Origin of the sequence: Streptacidiphilus anmyonensis (genome assembly GCF_000787855.1) — a bacterium.
GTDB lineage: Bacteria > Actinomycetota > Actinomycetes > Streptomycetales > Streptomycetaceae > Streptacidiphilus > Streptacidiphilus anmyonensis.
Map to the genome: position 1 here is coordinate 60186 of NZ_BBPQ01000039.1, position 16371 is coordinate 76556.

The window sequence follows — 16371 nt, forward strand, 5'->3', positions numbered from 1 at the left end:
GTGCCGGATGTCCGGCACAGCCCCGCGCCCCTTGCGCTGTCCGGAGACCGACAGATCCTGGTCCCTGGCCAGGGGGACTACGGGAGCGAGGCCCGGCGCGCCACGCGGTGGCGGAGGCAGACGATTCCCGAGCCGAAGGTGCGGGTCTCGACGAGTTCGAGATCCACCCGGCGCTCGTGGTGGGCGAAGTACGGGGTGCCGCCGCCGACCAGCACCGGGTGGACCCTGGTCCGGTACTCGTCGATCAGGCCCAGCCCGGCCGCCTCCGCGGCGAGAGCCGCCCCGCCGATCGCGATGTCGCCCTCGCCCGGCTCGGCGCGCAGCCGCGCGATCTCCTCCGCCGGCGTACCGGAGGCCAGGCGGGCGTTGCCCTCCACCGCCGACAGCGTGGTGGAGAACACCACCTTCGGGAGCGCCTTCCAGAGCGCGGCGAACTCGAGCGTCGAGTAGTCGAGCGATGGATTCTGGTCGACGGTCTCCCAGTACAGCATCGTCTCGTACAGCCGCCGCCCCAGCAGATGGACGCCGACCTGTCGGATCTCGTCGGTGGCGAAACCGAAGAACTCCTCGTCCGGGGCCGTCCAGTCGAAGCGGCCGTCCGGCCCGACGACGTAGCCGTCCAGGGAGACGCTCATCGAGTAGGTCACGCTGCGCATCGGAAGTCCTCCTCGTGGTGAACGGGGTGCGGCGGCCGAGCGGACGGGCCCCGGAAACTAACCACCCAAGTACATCCAGTACGAGGGCGGTCCGCCGCCTTGCAGCTGCACGCTCCCCCAGCCTTCGGCCGGGAGGTGCCCCCACGACGCCGCAGCCGGCCGGGCAAAGGTCGGCGGGCGCGGCACTAGCTCGTCTGCCTGGCCAGGAAGAGCGCGAAGACCGGGGGGCGCTGCGAGAGCAGTTCGAGGCGGCCGCCGTCGGCCTCGGCGAGGTCGCGGGCGACGGCGAGGCCGATGCCGGTGCTGTTGTGGCCGCTGACCGCACGTTCGAAGACACGGGCGCCGAGCTCGTCGGGAACGCCCGCGCCCTCGTCCTGGACCTCGATGACGACGCGGGTGTCGCGGACGCGCGTGCGGATGGTGACGTTGCCGTCGCCGTGCATGAGCGAGTTCTCGATCAGGGCCGCGATCACCTGCGCGACCGCACCGGGCGTGCCGACGGCCCACAGGCCGGGCGGGCCCTCGATGTAGAGCTTGCGGCCGTAGCGGCGCAGGGCGGGCCGCCACTCCTCCGCCTGCTGCTTGATGACCTCGTCCACGTCGAAGGCGACCGCCGCCGCGTTGCGCGACTCACGGCTGTTGGTGAGCAGGCGCTGCACCACGTCGGTCAGGCGTTCCACCTGGCCCAGCGCGATCGCGGCCTCCTCCTTCACGGTGTCCAGGTCGTCGGTCTCGACGATCTCCTCCAGCCGCATCGACAGCGCGGTCAGCGGGGTGCGCAGCTGGTGGGAGGCGTCGGCGGCGAGCCGGCGCTCGGCCGTGAGCATGCGGCCGATCCGCTCCGCGCTCTGGTCGAGGACCTCGGCGACGCGGTCGAGCTCGGCCATGCCGTAGCGGCGCTGACGCGGACGGGGGTCGCCGGAGCCGAGGCGTTCGGCGGTCTCCGCGAGTTCGATCAGCGGGCGGGTGATCCGCCTGGCCTGCCAGCTGGCCAGGGCCATCGCGGCGGCGACGGTCAGCGCGGCGACGCCGACGAGCAGCAGCAGCATCCGCAGGATGGAGTTGTCGACGGGCTGGCGTGACTCCTGGACGACGACGGTCTCGCCGTGCGGGCCGGTCGCGGTCGCGGTGACCGGGTCGGCGCCCGAGGGCGGCACGCCGATGACGATCGGCGCGGCGGCGCCGGGGATGTGGGCAACGGCGTAGCGGCCGGAGCCCGAGTCGTTCAGGCCGACCAGCGCGGCCCCGTCGATCGGCTCGTCGGCGGCGTAGCGGTTCTCGATGACGCCGATCATGTGCAGGGCCTCGGTCTTGACCGCGTCCGTCGCGGCGCCCTCGATGCTGCGTTTCTCCACGAGCGCCAACGGCACGCTGAACAGGGCGACGGTCACCAGCACCACCGCCAGGGTGGAGTTGAGCAGCCTGCTTTTCACCTACGACCGACCCGCCTAGCCCTTTTCGAAGCGGAAGCCCACGCCGCGCACGGTGGTGATGTACCGGGGGCTGGCCGCGTCGTCGCCCAGCTTCTTGCGGAGCCAGGAGATGTGCATGTCGAGGGTCTTGGTGGAGGTCCACCAGGTGGTGTCCCAGACCTCGCGCATGATCTGCTCGCGGGTGACGACGCGGCCCGCGTCGCGGACCAGGACCCGCAGCAGCTCGAACTCCTTGGCCGAGAGCTGCATCTCGTCGTCCCCGAGCCACGCGCGGTGGGACTCGACGTCGATCTTGACGCCGTGCGCGCCGGTGGTGAGGTCGCCCGTGCCACGACGCAGCAGCGCCCGGACGCGGGCCAGCAGCTCGGCGAGGCGGAAGGGCTTGGTGACGTAGTCGTCCGCGCCGGCGTCGAGGCCGACGACGGTGTCCACCTCGTCGGCGCGGGCGGTGAGCACGAGCACGGGGAAGCCATGGCCGTCGGCGCGCAGGCGGCGGGCGACCTCCAGGCCGTCCATGCCGGGCAGGCCGAGGTCGAGCACGAGCAGGTCGACGCCGCCACCGCTGCCGGCCGTCTCCAGCGCGGACGGGCCGTCCTCGCGGACGATCACCTCGTAGCCCTCGCGTCGCAGGGCGCGGGCGAGCGGCTCGGAGATGGCGATGTCGTCCTCGGCCAGCAGTACACGCGTCATGTGTCGATCGTAGTGCGCCCAAGGCCCGCGCCCGGCGTCCGTCGAACGGAGCACAACCGGGCGTTCCTCAACGGAGATCGTGATCGCCTCCCCTAATCTCGGCAAAAGACTTCAAATCTGCATAAAAGAGGCGGAGCAGCTGATGGCGCAGGATGTGGCGCAGGGCCAGGGCACCAGCCCGGGGCACCACCACCGCACCTTCTTCGGCCACCCGTGGGGACTGGCGACGCTGTTCACCACGGAGATGTGGGAACGCTTCAGCTACTACGGGATGCGCGCGTTGCTCGTCCTGTATCTGACCGCCTCGCACGACGAGGGCGGTCTGGGCTTCTCCGCGAGCGCGGCGACCGCGATCTACAGCGTCTACGTCTCGATGGTCTACCTGCTGACGCTGCCCGGCGGCTGGGTCGCGGACCGGATCTGGGGGCCGCGCAAGACGGTCGCCGTGGCCGGCGGCGTGATCATGGTCGGGCACTTCCTGCTCGCCCTGCCCGCGACCGGGTCGTTCTTCGCGGGCCTGGTCTTCATCGCGATCGGCTCGGGCCTGCTCAAGGCCAACATCTCCACGATGGTCGGCCAGCTCTACGACGGGCCCACCGACCCGCGCCGGGACGGCGGCTTCACCGTCTTCTACATGGGCATCAACCTCGGCGCCTTCGCCGCGCCGCTGGTGATCGGCACGGTCGGCCAGAAGGTCAACTGGCACCTCGGCTTCGCCCTGGCCGGCGTCGGCATGGCGATCGGGCTGGTCATCTACCTCTTCGGGATGCGGACGCTGAGCCCGCACAGCAGCGTCGTCCCCACCCCGCTGCGCGCGGCGGAGCGGCGCAGCGTGCTGCGCAAGGCCCTGTTCTGGCTGGCGGTCGCCGCCGTCTTCTACGGGATCGTCATCGGCACCGGCAACTTCACGCTGAACTGGGCGACGATCCCGCTGACCGTCATCGGGCTGCTCGTCCCGACCTGGATGCTGTTCCGGATCAAGCACGACCGGGACCTCTCGGCGCTGGAGAACCAGAAGATGACGGGCTACATCTGGTTCTTCGTCGCGGCGGCGATCTTCTGGATGATCTACGACCAGGGCGGCTCGACGCTCAACCTCTTCGCCCAGGACGACACCGCGAGCAGCCTGCTCGGCGTGCACTTCCCGTCCAGTTGGTTCCAGTCGCTGAACCCGCTCTACATCATGGCGCTCGGCCCGGTCTTCGCCTGGCTGTGGCAGTGGCTGGCGGCCAGGGACCGGGAACCGCAGACGGCGACCAAGTTCGCCTTCGGCCTGATCCTCGTCGGCCTCTCCTTCGCGGTCTTCCTCGGCGCGCTGGCGGCGGCCTCGGGCGGCACGAAGGTGACCCCGCTGTGGCTGTGCGCGGTCTACCTGATCCAGACCGTCGGCGAGCTGTGCCTCTCGCCCGTCGGCCTGTCGGTGACCACCAAGCTGGCGCCGGAGAAGTACGGCAGCCAGATGATGGGCGTCTGGTTCCTCGCGGTCACCGCGGGCGACTGCGCCACCTCCCTGGCCACGACGGCCGGCGCCGACCTCAACAGCCGCGGCTACGTGGCCGCGGAGGTCGCGCTCGCAGTGCTGGCGGGCGTCGCGATCCTGCTCAACCGACGCAAGATCCACGGCTACCTGGGCGAGGTCCACTGAGAACCAGCTCACATGCCGTCACCGGATGATCTGCATGAAGAACGCCACATGCACCGAAGATTCGAAGGTCATAAACCGCATCCTGGCCGCATTTATGCGGACCCGAATCTGATGATAGAGATCAATTCACCACCTGAACGGTCAAAAGCAGCCAAACGCTGCCCTACAGTTGGGCAACCCCTGTAAGAACATGCAAGGAACCTGCCCATGACGCCGATACCTGTCGAGGTCGCTGCGGAAGCGGTCACCACCGTCACCGCCAACGGCTCCCCCAGGAAGACGTTCTTTGGCCACCCCCGCGGGCTGTCCACCCTCTTCATGACCGAGATGTGGGAGCGCTTCAGCTTCTACGGCATGCGGGCACTGCTGGTCCTCTACCTGGTCGCCCCCGTCGCCAAGGGCGGGCTGGGCCTCGGCGCCGCGACCGGCGCCGCGATCTACAGCGTGTACAACGCCATGGTCTACCTGCTGGCCCTGCCCGGCGGATGGATCTCCGACCGCTTCTGGGGCGCGCGCAAGACCGTGCTCATCGGTGGCGTGATCATCATGATCGGCCACTTCCTGCTCGCGGTCCCCGCCGCAGCCTCGTTCTTCGTGGGCCTCGGCTTCATCGCCGTCGGCTCCGGACTGCTCAAGGCCAACATCTCGACGATGGTCGGCCACCTGTACCCGGACAAGAACGACCCGCGCCGGGACGGCGGCTTCACGATCTTCTACATGGGCATCAACCTGGGCGCCTTCGCCGCGCCGCTGGTGATCGGCACCGTGGGCCAGAACGTGAACTGGCACATCGGCTTCGCCCTCGCGGGCGTCGGCATGGCCCTGGGTCTGACCAACTACATCTTCGGCGGCCGCAACCTCAGCCCTCAGTCGAGCGTCGTCACCTCGCCGATGCCGCGCGCCGAGCGCGTGTCGGTGATCCGCAAGGCGCTGTTCTGGCTGGCCCTGGCCGTGGTCTTCTTCGGCGCGGTCGCGCTGTCCGGCCACTTCACGATGGGCTGGGTCATCTGGACCCTCACCGCCGTCGGCCTGATCATCCCGATCATCGTCTTCGCCCGCATCCGCCGGGACAAGGACCTGTCCACGGACGAGCGCGGCAAGCTCACCGGCTACATCTGGTTCTTCGTGGCCGCCGCCGTGTTCTGGATGATCTACGACCAGTCCGGTTCGACGCTGAGCCTGTTCGCGCAGGACAACACCGCCAGCAAGCTGTTCGGCTTCAACTTCCCGAGCACCTGGTTCCAGTCGCTGAACCCGCTCTACATCATGGCGCTGGCCCCGGTCATGGCCTGGCTCTGGGTCTGGCTGCACCGCCGGGACAAGAACCCCAGCACGGCCGTGAAGTTCGGCGTCGGCCTGACCCTGATCGGCCTGTCGTTCGGCGTCATGATGCTGGCGATGGCCGCGGCCTCCGGCGGCGTCATGGTCACCCCGCTGTGGCTGGCCCTGGTCTACCTGGTCCAGACCGTCGGTGAGCTGACGCTCTCCCCCGTCGGCCTGTCCGTCACCACCAAGCTGGCGCCCAAGAAGTACGCCAGCCAGATGATGGGCATCTGGTTCCTCGCGGTCACCGCGGGCGACTGTGTCGCGGCCGTGCTCCAGCAGGTCATGGGCAACGCGTTCCTGAGCACCACCTCGTTCGCCATCCAGGGCGCCGCCGCGCTGCTGGCCGGTGTCGCGATGATGCTCTACCGCCGCAAGGTCCGCGCGCTCATGGGCGACGTCCACTGACGTCGCGCTGACGTGAAGAAGGGGCGCCCCGCGTACGCGGGGCGCCCCTTCCGCTTTCCTCGGTGCGTCTCTCCTCAGCGCTGCTTGCGCAGGCGACGCCACGGGGTGATCACGAAGACCGCCGCGCCGAGCAGCAGCACCGTGCCGCCGACCAGGCCGAGCGCGCGGAACGAGGCGTCGTCGCCGCCGGTGTTCGCGAGCCCGCCGGACGTGCCGGCTCCGGAGGTGCCGGTACTGCCGGTGCTGCCGGAGGTGCTGGAGCCGGTGACGCCGCCGGCGCCGCTGCCCGCGGTGACCTGGAGGGTCAGCGAGGCGGCCGGCTGCTTGGAGGGCGTGCAGGTGGTGGTCGTGCCCAGCGCCTTGATCGTCAGCACGTCCGGGGTGAACTTCACCTGGCCGGTGTGTCCGGGAACATAGGCGCCGGACATGTCGCTCGGCTTGATCGGGGTGTTCGCCGGGATGGTGGCGCTGTTGGCCGGACCGGTCAGGGTCAGCTGCCCGTTGTCCGCACCCGCCACGGTGACGGTCGTGCTCGGCACCATCGAACCCGCGCCGAGATCGACCGGCGAGGAGGAGACCCCCGAGGCGAACGACTCGGTGAGGGTGTAGCGGCCGCCCGACTCCTTGGCGCTGATCGTGATCGTGGGGCTGGCGGACTTGGCGCCGATCGGGGTCTGGCAGGTGTAGTCCACCTGGACGCCCGTACCGGGGAAGTTCCCGCTCCCGCCGCCCCCGCCGGTCGTGCCGCCGCTGGTGGTGCCTCCGGTGGTCGTGCCGCCCGTCGTCGTGCCGCCGGTCGTGCTGCCACCCGTCGTCGTGCCGCCGGTCGTGGTTCCGCCGGTCGTGGTGCCAGCCGAGGTCGTGCCGCCGGTAGTCGTCCCTCCCGTCGTGGTTCCGCCTGTCGTGGTTCCGCCCGTGGTTCCGCCTCCGGCGGCCACGTGGAGGGTCAGCGCGACCGGTGCGGTCGAGTCGGGCTTGCAGGGGGTGTCGGCATTGAAGGTGCTGACGTTGATGTTGTAGTCGGCCGGGGTGATCGTCACGTCCCCGGCGGTCGTCAGCTTCACCGTCCCCGTCATGTCCGAGAGCACCATCGGCGAGTTCTTCGGGATGAGCGGGTTCTGGCGCGGTCCCGTCATCGTCACGGTCCCCGTCTGCGCGCCGCCGACGGAGACGTGGCCGGTGGGCTGGACGGTGTTCGGCTGCAGGTCGACATAGCCGGGGTTCTGCGAGGCCGCCTGGACGAACTTCCAGGTCAGCGTGACCGTGTCACCGACCTTCGGACTCGCGTCGTCGCTGGTGACGTCGACCACCGTGGTGCCGTGCACGGCGCCGCCGACCGGCGGGTTGCAGGTGGTCGCGAAGCTGGACTGGGCGGCCGAGGCGCTGGGGGCGCCGACCGCGAGGAGTGAGGCGGCGAGCAGGGCTGTCAGCACGCCCCCGGCCGCCCGGATGCTGTTCACGTGTCAGTAGGCCTTTCCGCTTGGGGTGGTCGGCCCAGGGGTGCGGCCTGGGGTGGTGCGGCCTGGGGTGGTGCGGTCACGGTCACCGTTCCGGGCGCGAACCAGGGCAGGTCGGCTGGCGACGCGGCGGGCGACGCCCGCCGCACACCGGGGGGCGGGGTCGGCACGGTCGGCGGGTACGCGGGCAGCGGCGGGACCGCGGGGAGCGGTTGCGTGGGCGCGTCGGGCGAGGCCCCTTCCGGCCCTCCCGGGGCCCTGGGCACCCGGTGGCGGCCGAGGCGCGCGCGGCGCTGCTCCCGATGCCGTTCGACGACGTCCGGGCGGACCCTGTCGAGCACCGCCATCCCGATCCGGTAGAGGCCGACCGCGACGACGACGCCGAGCAGGCTCCAGAAGCAGTAGACGCCCCAGGCGACCGGCAGGTCCTCGTAGGCGCCGGCGAAGTCCTGGCCCTGGTAGCGCAGCGCGACGGACCAGCGCCCGCTCGCCCCGGAGCCGAACTCGACCGGCAGGTCGATCTCCACCTTCTGGCCCGGCTGGACGACGCCCTGCCAGGGCGCGGCGCTCCACTCGGGCGCCAGCACGTCGTGCGAGGTCCCCAGTTGGAACTCGGGGTTGGTGACGGGCGCGGCGCCCAGATCGGTGACGATCACCCGGAGCGTCCGCGAGGGCGGTGCGCCGAACCAGTTCAGCAGGCCGCTGTCCCCGGTCAGGCTCGCGCTCAGCGCGTGCAGCTGCCCGTTCCCCGCGGCGTTCGGCGGGATCGGCTTGACCGCGGCTCCGATGACGTCGAACGGGGTGTCGGCGGCCTCGGTGGACCCGAGCACGGTGGTGACGTGGACGACGCACGGGCAGGGCTGCGGCGGGTTCTCCACGCTCAACTGCTGGGTGAACCGGCCGTTCGCGTCCGTGGTGACGGCACGTCCGGCGGCGTTCGCGCAGTCGTCCGTTCCCGCGACGGCGTTCTGGCCGCAGAGCAGCACGGTGAGCAGCGTGGACGCGGGCCAGCCGGAGCCGCCCACCGTCGTCGTCGCGCCGGGCTTGGCGGAGGCGGGCAGCGCCACGACGACCGGCCCGCTCGCGGCTCGCGCGGACGTCGCGGGCAGCGCGGCGACCGGCACCGCCAGGACGATCAACAGCGCGGCCAGCAGGCCGCGCGGGCCGCCCAGGCCGCTCAGTCGTCGCAGTCGCCGCAGTCGTCGCAGGCCACTCACGCCGCGACCTCCGCGGACTTCGCGGGCTCCGCGGACTCACGGCTGCGACGCCGACCGGCCCGGTGCGGGTGGCGGCCCTTCGCTCGCAGCCGGAGCCAGACCCCGAGGGCGACCAGCAGCAGCACCACGACGGTGACCACGAGCCAGGGGACGGCCAGGTAGCCGCCCTGACCCTGCGCGGCGGTGGCGCCGTCGGACGCCTTGACGGTCACCGACACGTCGTCGAACTGCGGTGGCGCCGGAAGGGCGAGCGTGAGCTGCACGGACTGCCCCGGCAGCAGCTCGATCCCGCTGCTTGTCGGTGGCCGGTGATAGACGGAACCGAACCAGCCGGTCTCGGTGATCTCCACGCTCGGGTGCAGGGTCACGTTGCCGTGGTTGGTCAGGGTGTAGTGCAGTGTGCCCCGGCTCGCGCCGAAGCCGGGGACGAGCGGGGCGCTGCGCTGGACGGAGACGGCGTCGACGCTGAGTGCGGGCACGGCCTGGCCCGTGACGTGCAGGTAGATGCGTGCGCCCACAGCCCGTTTGATCCCGACGGCGAGGCCGCCCTGCTGCGTGGTCGCCTCCACGTCCGTCTCGATCGCGACGATCGCCCCGGGGTGGTCGCCGGGCTGGGCGGTCACGGGGACGGTGAGGGTGAAGGGGATGTCCGCGCGGGTGCGCGGCGGCACGGTCAGGCTGGTGACGTTCAGCTTCGCCCAGGCGCCGACGCCGGTCATCTTCTGGCCCTGGGTGCGGAGCGCGAAGCCGCCGTCCCGGGGGGTGTTGTACGCGTCGGCGGCGTACAGCTGGAAGGACTTGGGCTGGGTGGTGAGGTTGACGACGGAGACGTGGTCGGAGAGGGTCCGGCCGGGCGCGGATTCGAGGTAGAAGTACTGGCGGTCGCCGGGCCCGGGGGTCGCGGTGCCGGCGGGCGGGGTGGGGAACACGGCCCAGGTGCCGTTGTCGGCCGCGTGCGCGGAGGGCGCGACCGCGACGGCGAGCAGCACCGTCAGGGCCGCGAGCCAGTACCGGATCGCGGTGCCGCCGCGTGGGCGCGACCTGCCCGGCACAGACCGCTGCGACCACCGCCGCCCAACAGCCCAACGGACTCTCATCAGTCAGCCTTCCCCTTGCGGGGGCCCGGAGCTGACGCCCCGGGCCCCCTGATCAAGTACGGTCGTGCGCCTTACGCCAGGGTCAGCGTCAGGGTGGAGCTGTACGCCCCGGGCGCGGTGAACGCCGGGACGGTGAGGGTCAGACCGGCGCCCGCAGCGAACTGACCACCGGTCAGGTTCGCCGCCGGCGTACCGGCCAGGGTGGCCCCGGCCGCGCCGACCGTGCCCGCCGAGCCGGGCACGCAGGTGCTCGGGCTACCGGAGGTCGTGGTGCAGGTCGGCGTCCAACTGAGGGCGGTGGACGGGAGGCTCGCCGTGCCGGGACCGGTGAAGTTGGTGTTGCTGGCCGTCAGGGACCATCCGGTGGAGCCGCCGCGGAAGTCCTGGACGGTGACGGTGTTGAGCGTGCCGGTGGACGCGCCGCCGGTGCCGAAGGGAACCGGGGTCATGGTGACCGAGGTGCCCGACTGCGTCATGCTCAGCGTTCCGGCGAGGACGGTCGAGTTCAGCGTCTGCTGCAGATCGCCGGGCTTGACCGTCGCGGTGACCGTGAACGCCGCCGGCGGGGAGGCCGTCGACGGGCTGTAGGCCGATCCCTCGAAGGCGATGATGCCGGTGGTCGTCGCGGCGTTGACGGTGAGCGTGCCGCTGATGTTGCCACTGGCGTCGGCGGTGACCTGGGTCAGGTCGCCGGTGCCGGTGGTGCCCGCGAACCCGGCGATGGTGACGGTGGCCCCGGCGGTGTAGCCGGAGCCGGTCACGCTGACCTTGGTGCCGACCGGGCCCTGGTTGGGCGTGTCGTTCAGCGTGCGGTTGTTCGGGATGGTGACCGTCGCCGAGTTGGAGACCGGTCCGGGGGTGCTGTCGACGGTGCAGACGGTGTCCGTGCCGGCCACGCTGATGGTCATGCCGTCGGGCGAGAAGTTGACCGTCCCGGAGGCCGGCGCCACGAACGTGCCGGTCATCTGGAAGGGCGGGAACGCCCCGCCCGGCGGGATCGCCGGGTTGTTGACCTGCGCGGTCGTCGCCGAGACGTTGACCGGCGTGGTCACCGCTCCGCCCAGCGTCACGTCACCGGTGGCGCTGACGCTGCCCGCCGGCACGGTGAAGCTGGACGGGTTGCCCGAGGCGGGCTGGATCACGTCGTAGGTGACGGTGACCGTCTCCCCGGCCGTGGGCGTGGTGTCGGACAGCGTGATCTCCGCGGTCGCCGTGCCGTGCTGCGGCCCGAGGCCCGAGATGGACGGCGGGATGCAGGTCATCGCGTAGGAGACGGTGGTCCCCTTCGCCGACGCGGCATGCGCGGAACCGGCCAGGACGACCGGTGCACCGACCGCGAGCGCGGCGGCTCCTCCCCAGGCGGCTATGCGTCTGAGGAGACTCGAAGAGTTGTGGAACACGTGACTGGTGCTCCTTTCGGTGGTCGGACGGCCTGCCACGCACCGTGCGTGACGGCCGCCACGGTCACCGCTGCTGCCCTTTCGAAGGTCGATCTGCCGATCTGCCGAGTGGTGCGGCCCCGGACTATCCTGCGAACGGCGCTACGGTGCCGTGCGGGCCGGCCTCCCTGCTTCCCTTGCCGTGGACGGGGCGGCCGGCCTCGTGCACAGGGAAGTCCCATCCCCCCTGCAGGCCATTATTGACGACCCGTCAGATTTAGAAGTCAAGGCGCGGGAGGGCACGCTTTCACAAGCGCGCATCGAGTCGCCCGTGGCGGCTGCGGCGGGTGAGCCAGAACGCGCCCGCGACGCCCGCGAGCAGCACCGTCCCGCCGAAGAGCCCGAAGGCCGCCGCGTCGTCGGCCGGCCCGGTCTGCGGAAGCGTGCCGCCGGTGCTCGACGAGGAGGACGAGGACGACGAAGTCGACGAGGAGGAGGACGAGGAGCCCGAGCCCGAGGCGGTGGCGACGTTCAGCGTCAGCGCGGGCGAGACCGAGCCGCTCGGCTTGCAGATGGTCGTGGTGCCCAGCGCCTTGATGGTCAGCGTGGAGGGCGTCAGCGTGACCGAGCCGGCGTGGTGCGGGGTGTAGGTACCGGTCATGCTGCCGATCCGGATCGGACTGTTGGCCGGGATCTGCTGCGCGTTGGCCGGTCCGGTCGCGGTGAAGCTGCCGTTGTCCGAGCCGCCCACGGCGACGACCACACTCGGCGTCATCGAGCCCGCCCCCAGCGGCACCGGACTGGAGGAGACGCCGTTGGTGAAGGTGACCGTCACCGAGTAGGACGAACCGCTGGGCGTGGCGCTGATCTCGACCTGCGAGACCGCGCTCTTCGCGCCGATCGGCGTCTGGCAGTTGTAGTCGACCGGCACCGTCGCCGCGTGCGCGGGAGCGATGGCCGCCGCCGTCGCCATCCCCGCGGCGACGAGGCCGACGGCGGCCCTTCTGGTGTTCCTGCTGCCCACTGCGCCCTCCTCCAGCCGCACCTTACTGACGAGTCGTCAGATTGGTGCCGACGGTACGACAGGGACACGACGGGGGGAACCCTCGTGCAGCGACGTTCTCAGTGAACGGTGGGAGTGTTGTGGTGCGAGCCTGTCGGCCCGGCGGGTCAGCAGGCCCGCGCGCCCCCCTGCCACACGGCGCTGACCAGCGGCACGCCCGGGCGGTAGGCGAGGTGGACGTGGGAGGGCGCGTCCAGCAGCGCGAGATCCGCCCGCGCGCCGGGCGCCAGGTGCCCGACGTCCGTGCGCCGCAGCGCCCGCGCCCCGCCGAGGGTGGCCGCGACGACCGCCTCGTCCGGCGTCATCCCCATGTCGCGCACGGCGACGGCGATGCAGAAGGGCATCGAGCTGGTGAAGCTCGACCCGGGGTTGCAGTCCGTCGACAGCGCGACGGTCGCGCCGGCGTCGATCAGGCGGCGCGCGTCCGGGTAGACGGCGCGGGTGGAGAACTCCGCGCCGGGCAGCAGCGTCGCGACGGTCGTCTCGCGGGCGTCCGCCAGCGCCTTCACGTCCTCGTCCGACAGGTGGGTGCAGTGGTCGGCGCTGGCCGCGCCCAGCTCGACCGCGAGCTGCACGCCTGGCCCCTGCGTCAGCTGGTTCGCGTGCACGCGCGGCGTCAGCCCGCGCGCGGCGCCGGCGGTCAGGATCGCCCGCGCCTGGTCGCCGTCGAACGCGCCGCGCTCGCAGAAGACGTCGACGTAGCGCGCGTAGGGCGCGCAGGCGTCGAGCATCTCGCCCGTCACCAGCGCGACGTACCCGGCCGGGTCCTCCGCGAACTCCGGCGCGACCACGTGCGCACCGAGGTACGTGGTCTCCTGCGTGTGCGCGCCCGCGATCCGCAGCGCCCGCGCCTCGTCCTCGACGGTGAGGCCGTAACCGGACTTCACCTCGACGGTGGTGGTGCCCTGGCGGAGCATCTCCGCGAAGTAGCGCCGAACGTTGGCGTCCAGCTGCTCGTCGCCGGCCGCCCGGGTCGCGGCGACGGTGGTCCGGATGCCTCCGGCGGTGTAGGACTGCCCGGACATCCGCGCGTTGAACTCGGCGGTGCGGTCGCCCGCGAAGACGAGGTGGGAGTGCGAGTCGACGAACCCCGGGATGACGGCCCGCCCCTCGGCGTCCACCCGCTGGTCCGCGTCCGGCGCGGAGGCGGCGGAGCCGACCCAGGCCACCGTGTCGCCGTCGAGCACGATCGCGGCGTCGGTGAGGGTGCCGAGCTCGGGGTCGTTGGTGAGCAGGCTGCCGATGTTGGTGATCAGGGTGGTCATTTCACTCCTACAGATGAACCTTCAGGGGCGCGAGCAACTGCGCGACAAGCCACCCTGGGCATTGAGTTCCCGCACGGACGGGGCCATCCGCCTCGGGTGGGTTTCTCACGCGGTTCCCCACGCCCCTGAGGTGGCTGCAACTAACGCAAGGCGCCAATCGCTTCGGTCAAGGCCCGCCCCGTCTCCGGGACGGAGACGTGCACGCCGTCCCGAACGACGACCCGCCCGCCGACGACCACGTCCCGCACGTCGGACGACGTCGCCGCGAACACCGCGGTCTCCGCGCCCAGGCGCGGCGTCTGCCCTGCCGTCCGGGGCGTGTCCAGGGCCACCGTGCAGAAGTCCGCGAGCGCTCCGCGTTCCAGGCGGCCCGACTCGGACCAGCCGAGGGAGGCGTGGCCGTCCTCCGTCGCGGCGCGCAGCAGTGCCGCCGCGGTCCAGTGGCCGCGGCGCTGCGTCGCCAGACGCTCGTTCAGCTCCAGCGCGCGGGCCTCCTCGAAGAGGTCGATGACCGCGTGGCTGTCGGAGCCCAGCGAGACGGGACAGCCGCCGGAGGCGAGCTGCCGGGCCGGGCCGATGCCGTCGGCCAGGTCGCGTTCCGTCGTCGGGCACATGCAGACGACGGTGGAGGTGTCGGTCAGCAGCCGCATGTCCTCCTCCGACAGGTGCGTCGCGTGGACGGCCGAGGTGCGCGGGCCGAGGACGCCGTGTCGGGCGAGCAGTTGGGTGGGGGTGACGCCGTGCGCGGCCAGGCAGGCCTCGTTCTCGGCGACCTGCTCGGACAGGTGCACGTGCAGCGGCGCCTGCCGCTCCTTCGCCCAGGCGGCGACGGTGCCGAGCTCCTGCTCGGGCACGGCCCGCACGCTGTGGACGGCCGCGCCGATCTTCGCGTGGTCGCGCTCCTTCAGCAGCGAGACGCGCGCCGCCCAGGCCTCCGCGTTGCCGTCGCTGAAGCGGGTCTGGTGCCGGTTGGGCGCCTCTCCGAAGCCGCTGGAGAGGTAGCAGGCGTCGAGCAGGGTGATCCGGATGCCCGCCCGTGCCGCCGCCTCGATCAGCGCCTCGCCCATCGCGTTGGCCTCGGCGTAGGGGACGCCGCCCGGCTGGTGGTGGACGTAGTGGAACTCGCCGACGGACGTGACGCCGGCCAGGGCCATCTCGGCGTAGACGGCGGTGGCGAGCGCGAGGTAGTTGTCCGGGTCGAGCGCGTCGGCCGCCCGGTACATGGTGTCGCGCCAGGTCCAGAAGGTGCCGCTGCCGACCTGCACCGCGCCGCGCAGGGCGCGGTGGAAGGCGTGGGAGTGGGCGTTGGCCATGCCGGGCAGGGCGAGGCCGGTCAGCACGGTCGCGCCCTGCGGCGCGGGGCCGCTGTCGGGGGTGATCGCGCTGATCCGCCCGGTCGCGTCGACGTCGATGCGCACGTCGTTCTCGACGACCGTCAGCGAGCCGCCCTCGCGGCGCAGCCAGGCGTGCGGGGCCCAGAACGTCTTCATCCGCAGGTCATCTCCTCGAGCACCTTGGCGAGCGCGGCGACACCGGACAGGCAGTCGGGCTCGGTGGCCGACTCGGCCGGCGAGTGGGAGACGCCGGTCGGGTTCCGCACGAACAGCATCGCAGTCGGGACGGCCGAGGACAGGATCCCCGCGTCGTGGCCCGCGCCCGTCGGCAGGACGGGGGTGTCCGGGCCGAGGATCGAGACGAGCCGGTCGCGCAGCACGTCGTCGAAGTCGACGACCGGCGTGTAGGACTCGCGCACGATCTCCGCACGCACGCCGTCGCGCTCGGCCCGCTCGCGCGCGCTCTCGCTGATCGCGTCGACGAGCGCCGTCAGCGTCGCCTCGTCCGCCGCGCGCGAGTCGAGCCAGCCGCGCACCAGCGAGGCGATCGCGTTGGTGCCGTTGGGCTCGACGCTGACCTTGCCGAAGGTGGCCAGCGCACCGGCCAGCCTGGCCTTCTTCCGGGCCGCGAGGACGGTGTTCGCGTACGTGAGCATGGGATCGCGGCGGTCCTCCAGGCGGGTCGTGCCCGCGTGGTTGGCCTCGCCGTGGAAGTCGAAGCGCCAACGCCCGTGCGGCCAGATCGCGGAGGCGACGCCCACCGCGTGCGGCGTCTCCTCCAGGTAGCGGCCCTGTTCGACGTGCAGCTCGACGTAGGCGCCGACGCGGGCGAGCCGCGCCTCGTCCTTGCCGATCGCCGCCGGGTCCTGTCCGGCCGCGGCCATCGCGTCCGGCAGCCAGACGCCGTCGGCGTCGCGCAGCCGGAACGCCTGATCCTGGGTCAGCACTCCGGCCGTGAGCCGCGAGCCGACGCAGGCGACGCCGAAGCGGGCGCCCTCCTCGTCGACGAAGTTGGTCAACGCGATCGGGCGCGTCGGGCGGACCCCGCGGGCGAGCATCGCGTCGAGGGCGGCGAAGGCGGAGATCACGCCCAGCGGCCCGTCGTAGGCGCCGCCGTCCGGGACGGAGTCCAGGTGCGAGCCCGTGACGACGGCGTCGCCGGCCTCCGGGTCTCCGTACCAGGCCCACTGGTTGCCGTTGCGGTCCACCTCGTAGGTCAGTCCGCGCGCGGCGGCCTGCTCGGCGAACCAGGCCCGGCACTCGGCGTCGGCGCTGGTCCAGGCGAACCGGCGGTAGCCGCCGGTCTCCTGGAAGCGGCCGACGGGGAGGAGCTCGCGCCACATCCGGCGATAGCCGTCCGCGGCGTCGCCGAGCTCCTCCTCGTAAGCCTCAGTCATCGATCCG

At 71.9% G+C, this 16371-nt stretch carries 13 protein-coding genes; 2 read left to right on the forward strand and 11 right to left on the reverse strand.

Features of this window, described 5'->3' with window-relative positions:
- Window positions 1-77: 77 nt before the first annotated feature.
- From TR50_RS27530 to TR50_RS27540, 3 genes are all read right to left on the reverse strand, one after another.
- Window positions 78-656, reverse strand: a complete 579-nt coding sequence (locus TR50_RS27530) for a dihydrofolate reductase family protein (RefSeq protein ID WP_042427656.1) — start codon at window positions 654-656, stop codon at window positions 78-80.
- 185 nt (window positions 657-841) lie between these two features.
- Window positions 842-2089: a sensor histidine kinase gene (locus TR50_RS27535; protein WP_042427659.1), complete on the reverse strand. Its 1248-nt coding sequence runs from the start codon at window positions 2087-2089 to the stop codon at window positions 842-844.
- Between the two features lie 15 nt (window positions 2090-2104).
- Window positions 2105-2779 carry a response regulator transcription factor gene (locus TR50_RS27540; RefSeq protein ID WP_042427662.1) on the reverse strand — a complete coding sequence of 225 codons (675 nt, stop codon included), beginning with the start codon at window positions 2777-2779 and terminating at the stop codon, window positions 2105-2107.
- A 142-nt stretch (window positions 2780-2921) separates the two neighbouring features.
- Here TR50_RS27540 and TR50_RS27545 point away from each other — a divergent pair, with 142 nt between their 5' ends.
- Together TR50_RS27545 and TR50_RS27550 are read left to right on the forward strand one after the other, a co-directional pair.
- A complete protein-coding gene (locus TR50_RS27545) occupies window positions 2922-4424 on the forward strand; it encodes a peptide MFS transporter (RefSeq protein ID WP_042427665.1) in 1503 nt (500 codons plus the stop codon).
- A 207-nt stretch (window positions 4425-4631) separates the two neighbouring features.
- A complete protein-coding gene (locus tag TR50_RS27550; RefSeq protein ID WP_042427668.1) occupies window positions 4632-6155 on the forward strand; it encodes a peptide MFS transporter in 1524 nt (507 codons plus the stop codon).
- A gap of 74 nt (window positions 6156-6229) precedes the next feature.
- Here the strand turns inward: TR50_RS27550 and TR50_RS27555 are convergent, their stop codons facing one another.
- From TR50_RS27555 to TR50_RS27590, 8 genes are all read right to left on the reverse strand, one after another.
- Entirely contained in the window at window positions 6230-7615 is a 1386-nt protein-coding gene (locus TR50_RS27555; protein WP_042427671.1) for a hypothetical protein, read from the reverse strand.
- Window positions 7612-8829, reverse strand: a complete 1218-nt coding sequence (locus TR50_RS27560; protein WP_052441380.1) for a hypothetical protein — start codon at window positions 8827-8829, stop codon at window positions 7612-7614. Before TR50_RS27560 ends, TR50_RS27555 begins: the two co-directional genes overlap by 4 nt.
- A complete protein-coding gene (locus TR50_RS27565) occupies window positions 8826-9881 on the reverse strand; it encodes a COG1470 family protein (RefSeq protein ID WP_052441383.1) in 1056 nt (351 codons plus the stop codon). The genes TR50_RS27560 and TR50_RS27565 overlap by 4 nt, the downstream gene beginning before the upstream one ends.
- A 116-nt stretch (window positions 9882-9997) precedes the next feature.
- On the reverse strand, window positions 9998-11326 hold the full coding sequence (locus TR50_RS27570) for a WxL domain-containing protein (protein ID WP_042427674.1): 1329 nt from the start codon (window positions 11324-11326) through the stop codon (window positions 9998-10000).
- A gap of 286 nt (window positions 11327-11612) precedes the next feature.
- Window positions 11613-12329: an LPXTG cell wall anchor domain-containing protein gene (locus TR50_RS27575; RefSeq protein ID WP_236654611.1), complete on the reverse strand. Its 717-nt coding sequence runs from the start codon at window positions 12327-12329 to the stop codon at window positions 11613-11615.
- A gap of 146 nt (window positions 12330-12475) precedes the next feature.
- A complete protein-coding gene (hutI, locus tag TR50_RS27580; protein WP_042427677.1) occupies window positions 12476-13633 on the reverse strand; it encodes an imidazolonepropionase in 1158 nt (385 codons plus the stop codon).
- Between the two features lie 140 nt (window positions 13634-13773).
- Complete coding sequence (locus TR50_RS27585) at window positions 13774-15123, reverse strand: formimidoylglutamate deiminase (protein ID WP_042427680.1); 1350 nt, start codon at window positions 15121-15123, stop codon at window positions 13774-13776.
- Window positions 15120-16364: an allantoate amidohydrolase gene (locus TR50_RS27590; RefSeq protein WP_042427683.1), complete on the reverse strand. Its 1245-nt coding sequence runs from the start codon at window positions 16362-16364 to the stop codon at window positions 15120-15122. The genes TR50_RS27585 and TR50_RS27590 overlap by 4 nt, the downstream gene beginning before the upstream one ends.
- Window positions 16365-16371 lie beyond the last annotated feature (7 nt).